The sequence below is a fragment of the Methylobacterium sp. SyP6R genome (genome assembly GCF_019216885.1).
GTDB lineage: Bacteria > Pseudomonadota > Alphaproteobacteria > Rhizobiales > Beijerinckiaceae > Methylobacterium.
Window position 1 is genome coordinate 5,636,273 of the sequence record NZ_JAAQRC020000001.1, and the last position, 18,915, is coordinate 5,655,187.

At 69.6% G+C, this 18,915-nt stretch carries 17 protein-coding genes and 2 pseudogenes; 8 read left to right on the forward strand and 11 right to left on the reverse strand.

Annotated features, from left to right (window positions below; translation table 11 throughout):
* Positions 1-6: 6 nt before the first annotated feature.
* The 6 genes from HBB12_RS25895 to HBB12_RS25920 all read right to left on the reverse strand — a co-directional run bounded on the left by HBB12_RS25895 (position 7) and on the right by HBB12_RS25920 (position 4,199).
* Positions 7-555 carry an RBBP9/YdeN family alpha/beta hydrolase gene (locus HBB12_RS25895; RefSeq protein WP_236991999.1) on the reverse strand — a complete coding sequence of 183 codons (549 nt, stop codon included), beginning with the start codon at positions 553-555 and terminating at the stop codon, positions 7-9.
* A 38-nt stretch (positions 556-593) separates the two neighbouring features.
* Positions 594-1,700: an apurinic/apyrimidinic endonuclease family protein gene (locus tag HBB12_RS25900; protein WP_236992000.1), complete on the reverse strand. Its 1,107-nt coding sequence runs from the start codon at positions 1,698-1,700 to the stop codon at positions 594-596.
* 117 nt (positions 1,701-1,817) lie between these two features.
* Positions 1,818-2,615: a hypothetical protein gene (locus tag HBB12_RS25905; RefSeq protein ID WP_236992001.1), complete on the reverse strand. Its 798-nt coding sequence runs from the start codon at positions 2,613-2,615 to the stop codon at positions 1,818-1,820.
* Between the two features lie 110 nt (positions 2,616-2,725).
* A complete protein-coding gene (locus tag HBB12_RS25910; RefSeq protein ID WP_236992002.1) occupies positions 2,726-3,121 on the reverse strand; it encodes a DUF3618 domain-containing protein in 396 nt (131 codons plus the stop codon).
* Positions 3,118-3,543, reverse strand: a complete 426-nt coding sequence (locus HBB12_RS25915) for a phage holin family protein (protein ID WP_236992003.1) — start codon at positions 3,541-3,543, stop codon at positions 3,118-3,120. Before HBB12_RS25915 ends, HBB12_RS25910 begins: the two co-directional genes overlap by 4 nt.
* Before the next feature lie 14 nt (positions 3,544-3,557).
* On the reverse strand, positions 3,558-4,199 hold the full coding sequence (locus HBB12_RS25920) for a hypothetical protein (RefSeq protein ID WP_336886956.1): 642 nt from the start codon (positions 4,197-4,199) through the stop codon (positions 3,558-3,560).
* A 411-nt stretch (positions 4,200-4,610) separates the two neighbouring features.
* Here HBB12_RS25920 and HBB12_RS25925 point away from each other — a divergent pair, with 411 nt between their 5' ends.
* On the forward strand, positions 4,611-6,029 hold the full coding sequence (locus tag HBB12_RS25925) for an alpha,alpha-trehalose-phosphate synthase (UDP-forming) (RefSeq protein WP_236992004.1): 1,419 nt from the start codon (positions 4,611-4,613) through the stop codon (positions 6,027-6,029).
* Positions 6,030-6,276: 247 nt separating this feature from the next.
* Here HBB12_RS25925 and HBB12_RS25930 read toward each other — a convergent pair whose 3' ends face one another.
* Together HBB12_RS25930 and HBB12_RS25935 are read right to left on the reverse strand one after the other, a co-directional pair.
* Positions 6,277-6,906, reverse strand: coding sequence for a TetR/AcrR family transcriptional regulator (locus tag HBB12_RS25930; RefSeq protein WP_236992005.1), 630 nt, complete (start codon positions 6,904-6,906; stop codon positions 6,277-6,279).
* Between the two features lie 94 nt (positions 6,907-7,000).
* Positions 7,001-7,198 (reverse strand): hypothetical protein, encoded by a 198-nt coding sequence (locus tag HBB12_RS25935; RefSeq protein WP_048454130.1) that lies wholly within the window; start codon positions 7,196-7,198, stop codon positions 7,001-7,003.
* A gap of 177 nt (positions 7,199-7,375) precedes the next feature.
* On the opposite strand from HBB12_RS25935, the gene HBB12_RS25940 reads away from it, so the two are divergent.
* Positions 7,376-7,942 (forward strand): glutathione peroxidase, encoded by a 567-nt coding sequence (locus HBB12_RS25940; protein WP_236992006.1) that lies wholly within the window; start codon positions 7,376-7,378, stop codon positions 7,940-7,942.
* 248 nt (positions 7,943-8,190) lie between these two features.
* Here HBB12_RS25940 and HBB12_RS25945 read toward each other — a convergent pair whose 3' ends face one another.
* The 3 genes from HBB12_RS25945 to HBB12_RS25955 all read right to left on the reverse strand — a co-directional run bounded on the left by HBB12_RS25945 (position 8,191) and on the right by HBB12_RS25955 (position 12,760).
* Positions 8,191-10,005, reverse strand: coding sequence for an NADPH-dependent assimilatory sulfite reductase hemoprotein subunit (locus HBB12_RS25945; protein WP_236992007.1), 1,815 nt, complete (start codon positions 10,003-10,005; stop codon positions 8,191-8,193).
* Positions 10,006-10,387: 382 nt separating this feature from the next.
* Positions 10,388-12,160, reverse strand: coding sequence for a diflavin oxidoreductase (locus HBB12_RS25950; RefSeq protein WP_236992008.1), 1,773 nt, complete (start codon positions 12,158-12,160; stop codon positions 10,388-10,390).
* A 108-nt stretch (positions 12,161-12,268) separates the two neighbouring features.
* Positions 12,269-12,760 carry an Lrp/AsnC family transcriptional regulator gene (locus HBB12_RS25955; protein ID WP_236992009.1) on the reverse strand — a complete coding sequence of 164 codons (492 nt, stop codon included), beginning with the start codon at positions 12,758-12,760 and terminating at the stop codon, positions 12,269-12,271.
* A 214-nt stretch (positions 12,761-12,974) separates the two neighbouring features.
* Between HBB12_RS25955 and HBB12_RS25960 the strand changes: the two genes are divergently transcribed.
* The 6 genes and pseudogenes from HBB12_RS25960 (at position 12,975) to cysW (ending at position 18,915) form a co-directional block, all read left to right on the forward strand.
* On the forward strand, positions 12,975-13,823 hold the full coding sequence (locus HBB12_RS25960) for a phosphoadenylyl-sulfate reductase (RefSeq protein ID WP_236992010.1): 849 nt from the start codon (positions 12,975-12,977) through the stop codon (positions 13,821-13,823).
* Positions 13,820-14,755, forward strand: coding sequence for a sulfate adenylyltransferase subunit CysD (gene cysD, locus HBB12_RS25965; protein ID WP_236992011.1), 936 nt, complete (start codon positions 13,820-13,822; stop codon positions 14,753-14,755). Before HBB12_RS25960 ends, cysD begins: the two co-directional genes overlap by 4 nt.
* Positions 14,755-16,164 (forward strand): annotated as a pseudogene (cysN, locus tag HBB12_RS25970) (sulfate adenylyltransferase subunit CysN); the annotation flags it as partial. The gene cysD and the pseudogene cysN, both read left to right, overlap by 1 nt.
* A 45-nt stretch (positions 16,165-16,209) precedes the next feature.
* A pseudogene (locus HBB12_RS25975) lies at positions 16,210-17,172 on the forward strand (sulfate ABC transporter substrate-binding protein); the annotation flags it as partial.
* Complete coding sequence (gene cysT, locus HBB12_RS25980; RefSeq protein WP_236992012.1) at positions 17,169-18,038, forward strand: sulfate ABC transporter permease subunit CysT; 870 nt, start codon at positions 17,169-17,171, stop codon at positions 18,036-18,038. The pseudogene HBB12_RS25975 and the gene cysT, both read left to right, overlap by 4 nt.
* Positions 18,031-18,915, forward strand: coding sequence for a sulfate ABC transporter permease subunit CysW (gene cysW, locus HBB12_RS25985; protein WP_236992013.1), 885 nt, complete (start codon positions 18,031-18,033; stop codon positions 18,913-18,915). The genes cysT and cysW overlap by 8 nt, the downstream gene beginning before the upstream one ends.

The window sequence follows — 18,915 nt, forward strand, 5'->3', positions numbered from 1 at the left end:
GGCCGGTTACAGGCTGCGCAGGAAGCCGGCGAAGCGCATCAGCCCCTCGGGCCAGGGCCCATGCCCGCTCTCGGCGTTGAGGTGGCCGGATTCGCCGGCATCGACGAGGTCCGCCCCCCAGGCGGCGGCGAAGTCGGCGGCTCGCTCGTAGGCGGTGTAGGGATCGGTGCGGCTCGTCACCAGGACCGACGGGAAGGCCAGGGGCTCCCGGGGGATCGGCGCGAAGGTCCGCAACACGGCCGGCGTATCCGGCCGCTCGATATCGGGCAGCGCGACCAGGAAGGCGCCCGCGACGCCGCCCTTCGGCAGATAGGGCGCCGCCTGCATGCAGGAGATCACGCCGAGGCTGTGGGCGACCAGTACCACCGGCCGGGTCGCCGCCTGCACCGCCGCGATCACGGCATCGCGCCACGCCTCCGGCTCGGGCTGGTCCCAGCTCTCCTGGGCCACCCGGCGGGCGGTCGAGAGCCGCTCCTGCCAGCGGCTCTGCCAGTGGTCGGGCCCGGAATTGGTGTAGCCCGGGACGACGAGGATGTCGCAATCGGCCGATTTCATGCCGCACCGTTACAGCGGGGAAAGGGCAGCGTCGAGGGCTACTCCGCCGCGAGCGGCGGCACCGCCGGGGCGAGGCCCGCGAGCGCGGGCCCGACATGGAGGGCGAGCCCCGTCGAGGCGAGGTTCTTCAGCTTGGCCTCGACCTCGATGTCGCACCAAGCGAGGTGGCGGGCCGTGTAATCGTTGAAGGCCCGGTTCCACATCATGTCGGAATGGGCGGCGAGGTCGCGACCCTTGAGGCCGGCCTCCGTCAGGGCCGCGAAGTCCGGCAGCGCGTTCGGGTCGTGGCCCGGCAGCACGTCCTCGCGCGAGACGCTGACATGACCGATCGGCCGCACCCCGCGCCAGGATTCGATCACCCGGGCGATCCGCGGATCGTCGGGCTCGATGTAGTCGCCGCGGCTGTGGATCCAGTGATGGTGCAGGTCGAGCACCACCGGCACCGTGTCGGCGAGGCGCAGCACCTCGTCGAGGCCGAAGGCGGATTCGTCGTTCTCGACCGTGACGAGGTCGCGGGCGACCTGCGAGACGCGTGACAGGTTCTCCCGGAAGGCGTCGACCCCCGGGTCGCGGGCGCCGACATGGATGTTGACGTGGGCGCCGTGCGGGTGCCAGCCGGTGCCGTAGCCCATCATCGCCATCACCTCGGCGTGGTAGTCGAGCTCCGCGATGCCGTTTGCGAGCGCCGCCGGGTTGCGGCTCGCCAGGATGCAGAACGGGCCCGGATGCATGCTGAGCCGCACCCCGCCCGCCCGCGCCGCCTCGCCGACCGCCGCCAGCCCCGCCTCGATGGTGCGGCGGAACTCCGGATCGGCATAGAGGTCGCGGACCTCCGGATGGGTGTAGCCCGGCAGGATCGAACTCGCGAGGCGCAGCAGCCGTTCGAGCGGGGGACGCTCCGCGACCCAGGCGACCTGGCGCCCCATCGCCGCGAGGTTGTGCGTCACGACGGAGATCAGCTTCTCCCGCGCCGCCGCCGGATCGAGTCGACGCAGATATGCGATCGTCACCGTGGTGACGTTCATCACCATCGCGGCGTCCTTCGCGGCCTTCAGCGTCTTGTGCCGGCCGGGCGGCTCGTCCGGGATGAACTTGCAGCAGAAGCCGAGGCGGGGGCCGGACGCGGGGGAGGGGGCGGAGATCATGGCCGACAACGCGGCGCGCCGCGCCGCGGGTCCACCCGAGGCCGAGAGACGCGAAAATTCAGCGAACAAAAAAGCCGGCCCCGAGGGGCCGGCCGGTCGTGATCGGGGGTGGCGGGATCAGTGCGTCTGCCGGCCCGGCTCGCCGGTCCCGGGCTGACCCGGCTGTTGCGTCCCGGGCTGGTTCTTGCGCAGCTCGTCCGAGGCGGCGTTGGCGGCCGCGACGGCGGCGTCCTGCGCCTGGTCGAGGGCGCTCTCGACGAATTGCCGGCCGCGCTCGGTCGCCTCGCGGGCGTAGCGCAGGCCCTGATCGCGGACCTCGTCGGCATAGGGGCCGACGGTCCGATCTTCCTGGCGGGTGCGCGGCAGCAGCGCGCCGAGCAGCATGCCGGCGGCGAGACCGACGACACCGACTAGAACCGGATTCTCGCTGACGAAGCGCTCCACCGCGTTCTGGCCCTGCGCCAAGCGCTCGCTGCCGCGGTCGCGCAGATCGGCATAACGTTGCGAGCCGGTCTCGATGCGGTCGCTGGCCCAGTCGCGGGCGCGGTCGATCGTCTCGGAGCTGCGGCCGCCGACGGCGCCGTAGGCCTGGCTCGCCTGGGCGTGGGCGCGGTCGAGTGCCTCGCTGGCACCCTGCTTCAGCCGGTCGGCGGCGGCATCGGCCTTGGCACGCAGGTCCTCGGCGGTCTGGCTGATGCGCTCGCCGATGGCCGACGCCGTCTCGCTCACCCGCTCGGAGGCGTGGGCGGCGGTCTCCTTCACCGTGTCCCCGGCCTCGTGCGCCGCACCTTGGGCAGCGTCGAGGTTCTGGCGGACGGTGTCGTGATCCAGGTGCAGGTTGCGCTCGGGCCCCGTGGCGGGGGTATGGGCCGAGGGGGCGCCCGGATTGGCCGGGTTGATGGTGTGCTCTGCCATGACTCAGGTACTCCCTAGCAGGTCCGTGATGGCCGGGCTGGTGCCGTCGAAGCCTGCGGCGAATCGAAAGCTCTCAAGAAACGGGCGCCGGCCTTCGTGCCGGCGCCACGCTACATCCGCATGCCGTCGGCGACGCGGTCCGCCGCCGGATGGGCGGTCGGCCGGTCGGGATCGTAGACCCGGGCCGCACCGGTCTTCAGCACCGGCACCGCCTCGGCCCCGTTCATCGTGGCGTCGAGGTGCTGGCGGCGCTGCGATTCCCGGGCCACACGGTGGATCAGCCAACCGACTCCGGCGACGATCAGCATGACCGGGACGGGATTGCGCCGCACCGCCTCGAGCGCCCCGTCGTAGAGGCCGCTCGCGGGAGATTGCCGTACCGTGCCGAGCATCTCGTCGACGAGGCTGGCCGGCGAGAGCCGGCCCTGGATCTGGTCGATGGTCCGGTCGAGCCGGGCCCGGGTCTCCTCGATGTCGTGTTCGAGTTCGTTGATCGACTGGGTCATCCCGACACCCTCTCGGACAGGACCCTCGCATCCTGGCGCACCTGGCGCGTCGTGCGGGTCGGCGTCAGCGTGGACAGGGACATGGCGCTGCGGCCCCACAGGGCGAGGCCGATGCCGATCGCCAGGAACACCGCCCCGACGATCAAGGCGGCGAGCGCCTCCGAATTGACCACCGTGGCGAGCCACTTCACCAGGGCGTCGGTGAGCACCAGGAGCGCGACCACGGCGAAGACCGCCGCGCCGACCATCATGGCGAGCCCGAGGAACAGCGACCTCAGGTTGTTCGACATCTCGGTGCGGAAAAGGGCGATCTCCTTGCGGGCGAGATCGGTGGTCTCGCGCAGGGCGTCACCGAGGAGCCCCTGGATGCTCCCCGGGGTTCCGTTGCCGCCGAGCGGGCGGCCGGCATTGGGGTCGGCCATCGCGGCGTCCTCCCTCAGGCCGAGTAGCGCGGGCCGGACGCGCCGGTGCGGTAGGGATCGGGCCGGGCGGTCTCCGGCTCGCTATGGGCGCCCGGAACGTCGCGGGAACGCGCCGCATACGGATCGTACGACGTGCCGCGCGCCCGGTCGGCGCCCACCTCCGGCCCGCGGGCGAAGGCCTCACGCCCGTCCAGAACGTGCGCGGGATGGGCCGAGGCCCGAATGAAGCGGGCGGCGAGGAAGCCTGTGAGGAAGGTGGCCACGGCGACCGCGGCCGGCCGGCGGCGGGCAACCGACTCGATCTCGCTGTAGAAATCCTCGAAGCTGCGCTCGCGGATCGAGCCCGAGAGCTGCTCCAGGCCGTCCGCCGCGCTGTCGAAGAACGCCTTCACGTTCGGCTGCTGGTCGAGCTTGCCGCCGGAATCGCGCAGGGCCTGGGCGAGGTCAGAGACCGACTGGGCGGCGTCGCCCTTGCGGCGGTCGACATAGCCGTGGACCTGCTCGCGGGCCGACTCGACCAGGCTGTAGCCGCGCTCCATCGCCACGTCGCCGATCTGGCGCACGTCGTGGCGCAGCTCGTTCCAATCCGCCGGGCGCTCGCCGGGGGCATTCCGGTCGTCCGCCCGGTGCTGTCCGTTCTCGTAACCCGCGCTCATCAGGGTACTCCATCCTCTTCCGGCGCGGCGGGCAGGCCGGACCGGCCGCCGCGCCGAACACATGCGACGATATTGCGGGTAACAGCAGCCAAGGCGCCCGGTTCCGGCCTCATCCGTGGAGGAATCGCGGCGGGATTCCTGTGGAGCGGGGGGCACAGCCCATGCGGGTGCGATCCATCCCGGATTCGCCGGAAGGGTTGACCATTTCGTACGGATCGCGCTTGCTGCCGGGGCGTTTTCTCCGTCAGGGGCGGATGGACGCGGCGACGTTCCCGCCCCGCTGGCCCCCGGTCGATCGCGCAACGATCGACCGGGGGCCAGGTCTTGAATTTTGCCGCATTTTCTTCGACGAACCGGTGCCACTTCGTCGGAAAATGCTCTAGGTCCGTGCAGCCGGAGTCCATACCCGCCGTGTCACGCCTCATCATCGTGTCAAATCGCGTCGCCGTCCCGGATGCGGGCTCCAAGGCGGTCGCGGCCGGCGGGCTCGCCGTCGCCCTCAAGGAGGCCTTCACGGCCTACAAGGGGCTGTGGTTCGGCTGGAGCGGCAAGATCACCGACAACCCGTCCTCCGAGCCGGTCATCGCCGACCGGGGCCGCGTGCAATACGCGGTGATGGACCTCTCGCCCCAGGATCACCGCGAGTATTACAGCGGCTTCGCCAACCGGGCGCTCTGGCCGATCATGCATTACCGCCTCGGCCTGGCGGCGTTTTCCCGGGCCGATTACGCGGGCTACCAGCGCGTCAACCGCATCTTCGCCCAGGCGCTCGCCAGCCTGATCGAGCCGGGCGACCTGATCTGGGTCCACGACTACCACCTGATCCCGCTCGCTTCCGAGCTGCGGGGCCTCGGCGTCTCGAACCCGATCGGCTATTTCCACCACATTCCCTGGCCCTCGGGCGAGGTGTTCAACACCCTGCCGGCCTCGACGGAGCTTTTACGCGCGGTCTCCGACTACGACCTGATCGGGCTCCAGACCGACAGCGACGTCCACAACCTGTCGCGTAACCTCGTCGACGAGTTGCGGGCGATTCCGCTGGGCGGCGGCTCGCTGATGGTCGACGGGCGCCGCACCCGCATCCGCAGCTTCCCGATCGGCATCGACGTCGACGGCTTCCGCCAGGCCGCCGAGCGCGCCGGCATGAACCGCACGGTGCGCGACACGGTGGCGGGCCTGCGCACCCGCAAGCTCCTCATCGGCGTCGACCGGCTCGACTACTCGAAGGGCGTGCCGGAGCGGATGGAGGCCGTGGAGCGCTTCTTCGCCTCCAACCCCGACCAGCGCGGCAACGTCGTATTCCTGCAGATCGCCCCGAAGTCGCGCACCGAGGTGCCGGAATACGAGCAGCTCAGCCGCGACGTGAACGAGGTCTTGGGGAACATCAACGGCTCGCTCGGCGAACCGTCCTGGACGCCGATCCAGTACGTCACCAAGGCCTATCCCCGCGCGGTGCTGGCCGGGCTCTACCGCGCCGCCCGGGTCGGCGTGGTGACGCCGATGCGCGACGGCATGAACCTCGTCGCCAAGGAATACGTCGCCGCGCAGAGCGAGGACGATCCGGGGGTGCTGGTGCTGTCGAAGTTCGCCGGTGCCGCCCGCCAGATGCCCGAGGCGCTGCTGGTCAATCCCTACGACCGGTTCGAGGTGGCGGAGGCGATCCGCGCCGCTCTCTACATGCCCAAGGCCGAGCGGGTCGAGCGCTGGAAGCCGATGTTCGAGCGCATGGCGCGCGAGGACGTGGATTGGTGGGCTCGGAGCTATCTCGGCGAGCTGGAGGGTTTTCGCACCGTCGAGCGCGAGCCGCCGGCGGCGGCGGAGGCGCGGTAGGGCGCTGATTAAACCCTCCCCCCTCTGCGGGGGAGGGTGCCCCGCGGATGCGGAGCGGGAGAGGGGACACCGCTTCAGGAGAGGTCGCGCGCTTCATGAAGGGCGCCCTCTGGACGAGCGTCGCGCTGCCCCTCTCGGCGGGACTTCGTCCCGCTGCGCTCGCTCAGCTCGCCACCCTCCGCCCACAGAGGGGGGAGGGGTCGTCCGCAGCGACCATCGCGATATTTTCGGTAGATCTGAAAAGGGCTTACGCCGCCCGCGGCCCGGCTCGCAACGCTCCCATCAGGAACGCGATCATCGCGTCGAGCGCCGGCACGAAATCCTCCGGACATTGCACCACCAGAACCGGATGGCAGAACCGTACGATCGCCGTGTGGACGCAGCGCGCCGCCACCGCCGGATCCTCGGCGGCGAATTCGCCCCGCGCGACACCATCGGCGATGACGCGTTCCAGCACCGCGGTGATCCGGTCGACATGGTGGCGGCAGACATCCCAGCTCTCGGACATCGCCGCCTCGACCATCTCGTGCATGCGCGGATGGCCGGTGAAGCGGCCGACGGCGTCGCGGTGCAGGAAGACGATGATCTCCCGCAGGCGAGCCTCGGCGGAGAGGCCGGGCCGGTCCGCGAGGGCGGCGATCCGCGCCTCGACCTCGCCGATGAGGCGCGCCACTACGGCCTCGTTGATCGCCTTCTTCGAATCGAAGAACCGATACACGTTGGCCGGGCTCATCCGCAGGGTCTTGGCGATGTCGGCCACCGTGGTCTTCTGGTAGCCGATCTCACGAAAGAAGCGCTCCGCGGTCGCCAGGATGCGGCAACGGGTATCGGGCGACGTTTCCTCGACCGGAGGGGGGGCGGACAGGGCAGGGATCATCCGCGCAACCTATCGTGCCGATTGCATGCTGGTCAAAAGGCATCGGCGGGCCCGGTGCGATGTGTGACATCTGCGTCACCCACCGCGACCCGGCTCAGGAGCCGAATTGCGACCCGAGCCGTTCCAGGTACTCGGCGAGATCGATGCCGCCGACCTTCTTGCCGTAATCGAACCGCATCCCCGGCCGGATCGCCACGCTCTCGCGGGCGGTCGTCAGCGTGACCGGCCGGGTGCAGACCCAGGCCCCGTCGCGGCGGTGCTCGAAGTAGTTGAGGATCTCGTGCCCGCCCATATCCGACCTCCCGGACAATTCCGGCGGTTAACGTGACAGTCCGGCGGAAGTTCACGGAAAGTTGCGGCCATTCTCACGACCTCCGGGCAGGCTCGATCATGGGAGGCCGCTTGCGCCGCCGCGAGGGCGGGGAGACAATCGAGCGAAGCCCGATCCCCATTCCAAGGAGGCATCCCGATGCCGGTCGCCCGCCGCGAGGCCTTGTTCCTGATCGCCGGCGCCGTCAGCCTACCCGCCCGGGCCGCGCCCTTGCAAAACGGCATGACGGCTTCCGCCTTCAGTTTCGCCAAGCCCGAGGGCGGCAGCCTGGCGCTGGCCGAGCTGGTGCCCAAGCCGATCCTGGTCGTCAACACCGCGACCGCCTGCGGCTACGCCCCGCAATTTTCCGGGCTGCAGCAGCTCTGGACCCGGTTCGGCCCCCGCGGGCTGACGGTGATCGCGGTGCCGTCCGCCGATTTCGGGCGCCAGGAACCCCTCGACGGGATGGCGATCGCCGAGGCCGCCCGCAAGAATTTCGGCGTCACCTTCCCGGTGGTGGGCAAGACCGGCGTGACCGGCCCTCAGGCCCACCCGTTCTACCGCTGGGCCGCCGCCGAGAAGCCGGCCGAGACCCCGCGCTGGAACTTCCACAAATATTTGGTCGGCCGAGACGGCCACGTGGCCGCCGCCTTCGCCACGCCGGTCGAGCCGACCGACCCGCGGGTGATCGCGGCGATCGTGAGGGAGCTGGACGCGGCGGGGTGAGGGATTCCGGTTCGCGAGAGTGAAAGCCGGAACCGTCGTGCCGTCATCCCACCCACACCCTCGTCCTGAGGCGTTGGCCGATTGAAAATCGGCTGACCTCGAAGGAGGCCTCCCGTGGGCGGGAAGAGTACTGGAGCCCTCCTTCGAGGTCAGTCCATCGATGATGGACTGACACCTCAGGATGAGGTGAGAGGGTGGGACGGGCAGTGGACTCAGGTGACTGACGCGCCGAGCCGATGCCGAACCGATCAGGCCACCGCCTTCTGCGCGCCGGTCTGGACGTGGAAGTCCGGCCCGTTGCCGGTCTTCGCCACGTAGCCGGCCCGGATCACGAAATCGCCGAAGCGCTCGCCTTTCGTCCGGTCCTTCGCGTAGGCCGCGAAGAGCGGGTCGAGCTTCGGGCGGATGTCGGCGGCGGTGACGTCCTCGGCATAGAGCTTGCTCAGCCGCGAGCCGTCGAAGGCGGCACCGAGATAGAGGTTGTAGCGCTCCGGGCCGCGGCCGACGAGGCCGATCTCGGCGATGAACGGACGGGCGCAGCCGTTCGGGCAGCCGGTCATCCGGATGGTGATGTCGTCCTCGGACAGCCCGTGCGAGGCCAGGCTCTCCTCGAGCTCGTCGATCAGGCTCGGCAGGTAGCGCTCGCTCTCGGCGAGAGCCAGGCCGCAGGTCGGCAGGGCGACGCAGGCGAGGCTGTTGCGGCGCAAGGGCCCCGCACCGGTGGTGAGGCCGTATTCCTGCACCAGCGCGTCGATCTCCGCCTTCCTGTCCGCCGGGACGTTGGCGATGATGACATTCTGGTTGCCGGTGAGGCGGAAATCGCCCTGGTGCACCTCGGCGATGCGGCGAAGGCCGGCGAGGAATTGCGGCCCGCCCTCGACGTCCTTGATGCGGCCCGACGGCACGTAGAGCGTCAGGTGGTGCTTGCCGTCGTCGCCCGCGACCCAGCCGTAGCGGTCGCCGTTGCCCGTGAAGGTGAAGGGCTTCGGGTCCTGGAAAGCGCGGCCGACCCGCTTCTCGACCTCGGCCCGGAAGGCCTTCAGGCCGTAGCGCTCGATCGTGTACTTCAGGCGGGCGTTCTTGCGGACGGTGCGGTTGCCCCAGTCGCGCTGGACGGTCATCACCGCTTCGGCGACCTTGAGGGCGTATTCGGGCTCGGCAAACAGCATCACGTCGGCGGTGCGCGGGAAGGTGTCGGTCTCGCCGTGGGTCATGCCCATGCCGCCGCCGACGGTGACGTTCCAGCCCGTCACCTTGCCCTTCTTGTCGAGGATCGCGATGAAGCCGAGATCGTGGGCGTAGACGTCGACCTCGTTGGAGGGCGGCACCGCCACGATCGTCTTGAACTTCCGCGGCAGGTAGGTCTTGCCGTAGACCGGCTCGACCTCGCCCGCATCCTCGCCCCCGACCACGCGCTCGCCGTCGAGCCAGATCTCGCGCCAGGCACTCGTCTTCGGCAGCAGGCTGTCGGAGATGTCCTTGGCCAGCTTATAGGCCGCCTCGTGGGCGCCCTTCTGGGCCGGGTTCGTCGCCGCCATCACGTTGCGGTTGACGTCGCCGCAGGCCGCGATCGTGTCGAGCAGCGCCGAATCGATCGCCGCCATCGTGCGCTTCAAGTTCGACTTGATGACGCCGTGATACTGGAAGGTCTGGCGCGTCGTCGCCCGGAGCGTCCCGTTGGCATAGGTGCGGGCGATCTCGTCGAGGATCAGCCACTGCTTCGGCGTCACGACGCCGCCGGCGATGCGCAGGCGGATCATGAAGGAATAGGCCTTGTCGAGCTTCTTCCTGGTCCGCTCGGCGCGAAGGTCGCGGTCGTCCTGCAGGTACATCCCGTGGAACTTCACGAGCTGCCCGTCATCGTCCGAGATCGCACCCGTCGCGTTCTTCAGCAGCCCCTCGGCGAGGGTGCCGCGCAGGTATCCGCTGGCGATCTTGATGTGCTCGTTGGCCGACAGCTTGGCGGCGCGCGCCGCTTCCGCCTCGGTGATCGGACGCTCGGTCGGCGGCGTCTCGTAGACGCGCTCGGCGGGGGAGAGGTCGGCGGTCTTGTGGTCGGCCATGGGGTGTGTCCGTTCGGTCGCCGGGTATGGCGCATCATCTACCAGCGTCCCAGGCGCCTGACAGCACCGAACGAGACGCAGGAACCCCTCTCGGACGTGAGTAGGGGCGGGGTTGAGGGTGTGACGCCTCGAAACTGGTTGCCGGACTTGGCTCCCTTCTCCTCTCCCCGCGGGCGGGGAGAGGGCCGCGCCCTCGTTCAGAGGGCGCGGCAAGCAGCGAACCGCAGGTTCGCCGCGAGGGTGAGGGAGTGTTTCCGGAAGAGCCGCATCCGGCACCTCCCCCTCACCTTCGGCTGCCGCCTCGCTGTCGACCCGACAAGGGGTCGACAGCCCTCTCCCCGCCCGCGGGGAGAGGGGAGATGCGCACCCGGCGATCCGGATCCTAGTACACGTCCTGCTGGTAGCGGTGGCTGCGCTCCAGGCCGGCCACCGCCGCTTCCGCGGCCGCGGCATCCAGGCCCTTCACGTCGGCGAAGGCACGCACCAAAGCCGCCCGCACGTCCTTGGCCATCGCCTTGGCATCGCCGCAGACATAGAAGTGGGCGCCGCCGTCGAGCCAGGACACCAGCTCGCGCCGCTGCTCCCAGATCCGGTCCTGGACGTAGATTTTTTCTGGCTGGTCGCGGGAGAAGGCGACGTCGATGCGGGCGAGCGACCCGTCCTCCAGGGCTTCCTGCCATTCGAGCTGGTACAGGAAGTCGTGGGTGAAGTGGCGGTCGCCGAAGAACAGCCAGTTGCGGCCCGGCGCTTCGGTGGCGCGGCGCTCCTGCACGAAGGCGCGGAACGGGGCCACCCCGGTGCCGGGACCGACCATGACGATGTCGGTGGCCGGGTTCGCGGGCAGTCGGAAATGCTTGTTCGGCTTCACCCGCACCCGGAGCTTGGCGCCGGTGCGGATCCGGTCCGCGACGTGGACCGAGGCGACGCCTTTGCGCGCCCGGTCGTGGGTGGTGTAGCGCACCGCCGCGATGGTCAGGTGGGCCTCGTCGCCGACCTCGGCCCGCGAGGAGGCGATCGAGTAGGCCCGCGGCGGCAGCGGCCGGGTGATGTCGGTGAGATGTTGCGCCGACAGCTTGGCCGGATAGGTCTCGATCAGGTCGATGAGGTGCCGGCCCTCGATCCAGGCCCGAACCTCGTTCGACTCGATCAGGCGGCGGGCCTCCTCGTGGCCGGTGGCCTTGACGAAGCGCTCGACCGTGGCGGCCGACAGGGTGGTGATGTCGCGATCAGCGAGCAGGGCCTGGCGCAGCACCGAATCGCCCTCGAGCCCGGCGGCCTTCAGGATCTGGTCGACCAGCGCCGGATCGTTCTCCGGATAGAGTTCCAGGGAATCGCCGGGCTGGTAGGCCGGGGCGGCCTCCTCGAAGGCGAGCGCGAGGTGGATCGTCTCCTTGTCGGAGCGCGACGAGTTGAGGTTGACGTGCTCGATCACCTCGACGGTGACCGGCTCGCGGCTGACCTCGGCCTCCTCGTCGGCGCCGGTGCCGCGGGCGAAGTCGACCGCCACGACGTTGCCGGCGGGCTCAGGAGGCGCGAGCGCCTTGAGGGCGTCCTTGATCCAGGCGGCGGCCGGCTTGTCGAAGTCAAGGTCGCAATCGACCCGCGGCAGCACGCGCTTGGCGCCCAGCGCCTCGAAGCGATCGTCGAGGCGCTTCCCGATGGCGCAGAATTCGGCATAGGACGTGTCGCCCAGCGCCAGCACGCCGAACTCGACCCCGTCGAGGCGCGGCGCGCCCTCGCCCATGATCTCGCCATAGGCGCGCACGGCCCGGGCCGGGGGCTCGCCTTCGCCCCAGGTGGCGGCGATGACGACGAGGCGCTTCTCCTTGCCCAAGGAGGCCACGTCGAGGTCGGCGAAGTCGACGACCTTCGGCTTGAAGCCGTTCTTGCGGGCGAGCTTGGACACGTCGCCGGCCAGCTTCTCCGAGTTGCCGGATTCGCTGGCGAACACGATCGTCAGCGGTTCGGCGGCCCGCGGCGGCGCGGCCGGAGCGGGCGCCTCGGCGGCGGCACCGCCGGCGGCGTCGAGGCCGGCGAGGAAGCCGGCCAGCCACGCGCGCTGCAGCGCGGTGGTGGAGCCGAGGGCGGCATCGAGATGGGCCCGCTCGGCGTCGCCGAAGGGAGCCGTGCGGGGGAGAAGCGCGGAGCGAGACATGCCCGCACAGATGTGCCCGCACCGCGCCAGAGTCAACCGAAATGTTCTTTTTGAAGAACGCGCCCGCGGGAGATCATCGTTATCGTCCGTACGGCAGAAAAGAGAAGATTATTTCCCACCCGCCGCGACCGGCTGGACGAAGGGAGCCGTCGGCAGGGGCAGGGCGGTGGTGCTCTTCACCTTTTCCATGGCGAAGCGCGACGTGACGTTCTTCAGCGGCAGCACCGCGATCAGGCGCTTGTAGAAGGCGTCGTAGGCCTGCATGTCGGCCACCACGACGCGGAGCATGTAATCCACGTCGCCGGCCATGCGGTAGAATTCCAGCACCTCGGGCATGCCCGAGACGGTGGCGGCGAATCGCTCCAGCCACTCGCGGGAATGGTCGCTGGTCTCGATCGAGACGAAGACCGTCAATCCCAGGCCCAATTTGACCGGGTCCAGCACCGCCACCCGGCGGTCGATCACCCCGTCGGCTTCGAGGCGCTGGATGCGCTTCCAGCAGGGCGTCTGCGACAGGCCGACGCGCTCCCCGATCTGGGCGATCGACAGGGTGGCGTCGTTCTGGAGCAGGGCGAGGATCTTCAGGTCGATGGCATCCACTGCGCGGCTCCGATTTTGGAGAAGATTCTTTCAAGGATGACCCTCGGGAAGGGAATGGATTTTCTTCCCGAAGGTTGGCTGGATCCTCAATAGCCCGAGATGCGGGCGCGGGGAGACCAAAAAACTCCGGGATCGCAGCCCAGCCATGCCTTGACAGTGTTCGGTATAGCGAACAGTTACCCCCTCGCACAAGCAGCCAATCCCCGGGCTCTCCATGACCCTTCCCCTCGACCGCGCGGCGCTGGACGCCCTGGCGGAAGACCTGGCCTCGCGCCTGCGTCCCCTCGCCCTGCCGGAGCGCCTCGCGCTGATCGACGCGACGGTGGACGGCCGCCTCGTCTTCACCACGAGCTTCGGCCTGGAGGACCAGGCCCTCACCCACGCCCTCCGGATGGCGAAGTCGCGCGCCGAGATCGTGACGCTCGATACCGGCCGGCTCTTTCCCGAGACCTACGACACCTGGGCCGAGACCGAGGCGGCTTACGGTTTCCGCATCCGCGCCTACGCGCCGGAGCGCGAGGCGGAGGAGCGGTTCGTCGAGGAGTCGGGCATCAACGGCTTCCGCCATTCGGTGGCGGCGCGCCAGGCCTGCTGCGGCTTCCGCAAGGTGGAGCCGCTCGGCCGGGCGCTGACCGGCGCCGCGGGCTGGCTCACCGGTTTGCGCGCCGGCCAGTCGGCCAACCGCGCCGAGACGCCGCTGGCGGAAGCCGACCATGCTCGCGGCCTGATCAAGCTCAACCCGATCGCCGACTGGACCCGCGAGGTCTTGGCCGAGCTGATCCACGAGAACTACGTGCCCTACAACGTGCTGCACGACCGCGGCTTCCCGTCGATCGGCTGCGCGCCCTGTACCCGCGCGGTGAAGGTCGGCGAGCCCGAGCGGGCCGGCCGCTGGTGGTGGGAGCAGGCGGGCAAGCAGGAATGCGGCTTGCACGTCTCGGGCGCCCCCGGCAGCGAGATCCGGCAAGGACAGGAGCCCGCCGCCTTCGAGCCGGCACAGTCCGCCACTAGACAATCGTCCGAATCGTCCTCGACCAAGACCAACCCGGAGCTGGCCGCATGAGCGCCGCCCTCAAAGTCCGTACCGACGGCCTCGACCGCCTGACCCACCTCCAGCGCCTGGAGGCCGAGAGCATCCACATCATGCGGGAGACGGTCGCCGAGACCGAGAACCCGGTGATGCTGTACTCGATCGGCAAGGATTCCTCGGTTTTGCTGCATCTGGCGCTCAAGGCGTTCGCGCCGGGCCGGTTGCCGTTCCCGCTGCTGCACGTCGACACGACCTGGAAGTTCCGCGAGATGATCGCCTTCCGCGATCGGCGCGCCGAGGAACTCGGCCTCGACCTCCTGGTCCACACCAACCCGGACGGGCTCGCCCGCGGCATCGGGCCGGTGAGCCACGGCTCCGAGGTCCATACCGACGTGATGAAGACCCAGGCCCTGCGCCAGGCCCTCGACAAGCACAAGTTCGACGCGGCCTTCGGCGGCGCCCGGCGCGACGAGGAGGCCTCGCGGGCCAAGGAGCGCATCGTGAGCTTGCGCACCGCGCAGCACCGCTGGGATCCGAAGCGCCAGCGCGCCGAGCCCTGGCACCTCTACAACATGAAGAAGCAGCGCGGCGAGTCGTTGCGCGTCTTCCCGCTGTCGAACTGGACCGAGCTCGATATCTGGCTCTACATCGAGCAGGAGAACATCCCGATCGTGCCGCTCTATTACGCGGCCGAGCGCCCGGTGGTGAGCCGCGACGGGCAACTGATTATGGTGGACGACGAGCGGCTGCCGCTGAACCCCGGCGAGACCCCGGAGATGCGTCTCGTGCGGTTCCGGACGCTCGGCTGCTACCCGCTGACCGGGGCGGTGGAGAGCGACGCCGCGACCCTGCCGGAGATCATCGGCGAGACGCTGGCCGCCCGCACCTCCGAGCGGCAGGGCCGGGTGATCGACAAGGACGGCGCCGGCGCCATGGAGCGCAAGAAGCAGGAAGGCTACTTCTGATGACCGTGCACCAATCCACCCGCGCCTTCGGCTACGAGGCGTTCCTCGCCGCCCACCAGCGCAAGGAAGTGCTGCGGTTCATCACCTGCGGTTCGGTCGACGACGGCAAGTCGACCCTGATCGGGCGCCTGCTGCACGACACCAAGCAGATCTTCGACGACCAGGTGAGCGCGCTGGAGCGCGATTCGCGCCGCCACGGCACGCGGGGTGGGGAGCTCGACCTCGCCCTCCTCGTCGACGGCCTCCAGGCCGAGCGCGAGCAGGGCATCACCATCGACGTCGCCTACCGGTTCTTCTCGACCGAGCGGCGCTCCTTCATCGTCGCCGACACCCCCGGCCACGTCCAATACACCCGCAACATGGCGACCGGCGCCTCGACCGCCGAGGTTGCGGTGCTGCTGGTGGATGCCAGGAAGGGCTTGAGCCCGCAGACACGGCGCCACGCGCTGCTGGTCTCGATGCTGGGCATCCGCCGCGTCGTGCTGGCGGTCAACAAGATGGACCTGATCGGCTGGTCGGAAAGCCGGTTCGAGGCGATCCTGGCCGAGTTCCAGGCCTTCGCGAAGGACCTGCGCTTCACCGACGTCACCGGCATCCCGCTCTCGGCGGCGAACGGCGACAACGTCGTGCTGCCGGGCACCGCCGCGCCCTGGTACACCGGCGCGCCGCTGCTGCAATACCTCGAGGAGGTGCCGGCCCATGTCGAGGAGGAGGTCGCCCCGTTCCGCATGGCCGTGCAGTGGGTCAACCGGCCGAATTCCGACTTCCGCGGCTTCTCGGGGCTGATCGCGTCGGGCGCGGTCGCGGTCGGCGACAAGGTGGTGGTGGCGCCCGCCGGCACGCCGTCGACGATCGCCCGGATCTACACCTATGACGGCGACCTGGAGCGGGCCATCGCCGGCCAGTCGGTGACCCTGGTGCTGGCCGACGAGGTCGATGCCTCGCGCGGCAGCGTCATCACCGCGGCGGCGCAACCGCCGATCGTCAGCGACAAGCTGGAAGTCCGGCTGTTCTGGGCCAACGAGGCCGAACTGACGCCGGGCGCGACCTATCTCGCCAAGATCGGCACGGTGACGGCGAATGCCGTGGTCGAGGCCGTGCGTGCGCGCATCGACACCGAGACCGGGCAGGGCGTGCCGGCCGGCTCCTTGAGCGCCAACGATATCGGCGACGTGACGCTCAGCCTCGACCGCAAGGTCGCGGTCGACGCCTATCGCCAGAACCGCGACACCGGCAGCCTGATCCTGATCGACCGGGCGACCACCGACACCGCGGCTTTGGGCCTCGTCCAGGCATCCCAGGCGGCTCCGCGGGGCGGGACCAAGGCCGAGGCTCCGAGGGCCGAGGCGAAGACCGAGGCCGCTCCGGCCGGTGGCCTGCTCGGCTCCCTGAAGCGGCTGTTCCGCGGCTCGTCCCTGGCGCTCGCCGCCGGCGCCTCGCTTCTGGCGCTCGCCGGGGCCCCCGCCCCGGCGCGGGCGCAGACGCTGCTCAACGTCTCCTACGACCCGACCCGGGAGCTGTACCGGGCGATCGACGCGGCCTTCGCCAAGGAGTGGAAGGCCAAGACCGGCGAGACCGTGACGGTGCGCGCCTCCCACGGCGGCTCCGGCGCCCAGGCCCGCTCCGTCATCGACGGGCTGCCGGCCGACGTGGTGACGCTGGCGCTCGCCAGCGACATCGACGCCATCGCCGCCCGCTCGAAGAAGCTGCCGGCCGACTGGCAGAAGCGGCTGCCGTTCAACTCGACGCCCTACACCTCGACCATCGTGTTCCTCGTCCGCAAGGGCAACCCGAAGGCGATCAAGGACTGGGACGACCTGGTGAAGCCGGGAATCCAGGTCATCACCCCCAATCCGAAGACCTCGGGCGGCGCGCGCTGGAACTATCTGGCGGCCTATGCCTATGCACTGGCCAAGAACAACAACGACGACGCCAAGGCGAAGGACTTCGTCACCGCCCTGTTCAAGAACGTGCCGGTGCTCGACACCGGTGCACGCGGCGCCACCACCACCTTCGTGCAGCGTGGCCTCGGCGACGTGCTGATCGCCTGGGAAAACGAGGCGTTCCTCGCCGACGAGGAATTCGGCAAGGGCAAGTTCGACATCGTCGTGCCCTCGCTGTCGATCCTGGCCGAGCCGCCGGTGGCCCTGGTCGACGTGAACGTCGACCAGAAGGGCACCCGCCGCCAAGCGGAAGCCTATTTGCAGTTCCTCTACACGCCGGAAGCGCAAGCCATCATCGCCAAGAACTTCTACCGACCGCGCGACGAGTCGGCGGCCGCGAAGGAGGACCTGGCCCGCTTCCCAAAGCTGAAGCTCGTCACCATCGACGACACTTTCGGCGGCTGGGCCAAGGCCCAGAAGACCCATTTCGACGATGGCGGCGTGTTCGACGCCATCCTGAAGTCCCGGCAATGAGCAACGCCGCGGCCCTGCCCGCGGGGCGGGGAGCGGCCCGCTTCCGGCGACCGAGCGCGCTGCCGGGTTTTCGCCTGACCTTCGGGATCACGCTCACCTATCTGACCCTGCTCGTCCTCCTGCCGCTGGCGGTGCTGCTCCTGCGCGCCGCCAGCGTCGGCCCCGCCGGCCTCTGGGCGCTGATCACCGATTCCCGCAACCTCGCGGCGCTCAAGACCTCGTTCGGCCTGTCGCTCGCGGCCGCCGCGATCGACGCGGTGTTCGGGCTCCTGATCGCCTGGGTGCTGACCCGCTACCGGTTCCCCGGAAGGCGGATCATCGACGCGCTGGTCGATCTGCCCTTCGCGCTGCCGACGGCCGTGGCGGGCATCGCGCTCGCCAGCCTCTACGCGCCGAACGGCTGGCTCGGCGAGCCGTTGATGGCTCTTGGCATCAAGGTCGCCTACACGCCGCTCGGCATCCTGGTGGCGCTCGTCTTCGTCGGCCTGCCGTTCTGCGTCCGCACGGTTCAGCCGCTGGTCGCCGAGATCGACAGGTCGAGCGAGGAGGCGGCCGCCATCCTCGGCGCCTCGCGCTTCCGCGCCCTCGTCACGGTGATCCTGCCGCCCCTGATCCCGGCGATGCTCACGGGCTTCGCGCTCGCCTTCGCCCGGGCGGTCGGGGAATACGGCTCGGTCATCTTCGTCGCCGGCAACCTTCCTTACGTCTCGGAGATCGCGCCCCTGCTGATCGTGATCAAGCTCGAGGAGTTCAACTATTCCGGCGCCACGGCCATCGCCGCCGTGATGCTGCTGATGTCGTTCACCGCGCTTCTCGCCATCAACCTCTTGCAGGATTTCAGCCGCCGTAGGTTCGGGCATGTCTGAGACCGCCGTCCCCTCCATCCGCTCCGTCTCCCGCGGCCCGCACGCGGCATTGACCGAGCCGCGCCCGGTCCGCATCGCGCTGACGCTGACGGCGATCGGCTTCCTGGCCCTGTTCCTGCTGCTACCGCTCGCGGTGGTGTTCGTCGAGGCGCTGAGCAAGGGTCTGGGGCCCTACCTCGCCAGCTTCGCCGAGCCCGATGCCTTGGCGGCGATCCGCCTGACGCTCCTCGTCGCGGCGATCGCGGTGCCGCTCAACGTGGTCTTCGGGCTGTGCGCCTCCTGGGCCATCGCCAAGTTCGACTTCCGCGGCCGTAACCTCCTCATCACCCTGATCGACTTGCCGTTCTCGGTCTCGCCGGTGGTCGCCGGCCTGATCTACGTGCTGATCTTCGGGGCGCAGGGGCTGTTCGGACCGTTCCTGCAGCGCCACGGGATCGAGATCATCTTCGCGGTGCCGGGCATCGTGCTCGCCACGGTGTTCGTCACCTTCCCGTTCGTCGCCCGCGAACTGATCCCCTTGATGCAGGACCAGGGCACCACCGACGAGGAAGCCGCGTTGACCCTAGGCGCCAGCCCATGGCGGGTGTTTTGCACCGTGACCCTGCCCAACGTGCGCTGGGCGCTGCTCTACGGCGTGCTCCTGTGCAACGCCCGGGCGATGGGCGAGTTCGGGGCAGTCTCGGTCGTGTCGGGCCGCATCCGGGGGCTCACCAACACCATGCCGCTCCACGTCGAGATCCTGTACAACGAGTACAATTACGTGGCGGCGTTCGGCATCGCCTCGCTGCTGGCGCTCCTCGCGCTCGTCACCCTGGCGGGTAAATCTTTCCTGGAATGGCGCCACGCCGATGCGCTGGCCGGACGCGGAGCCCACTGA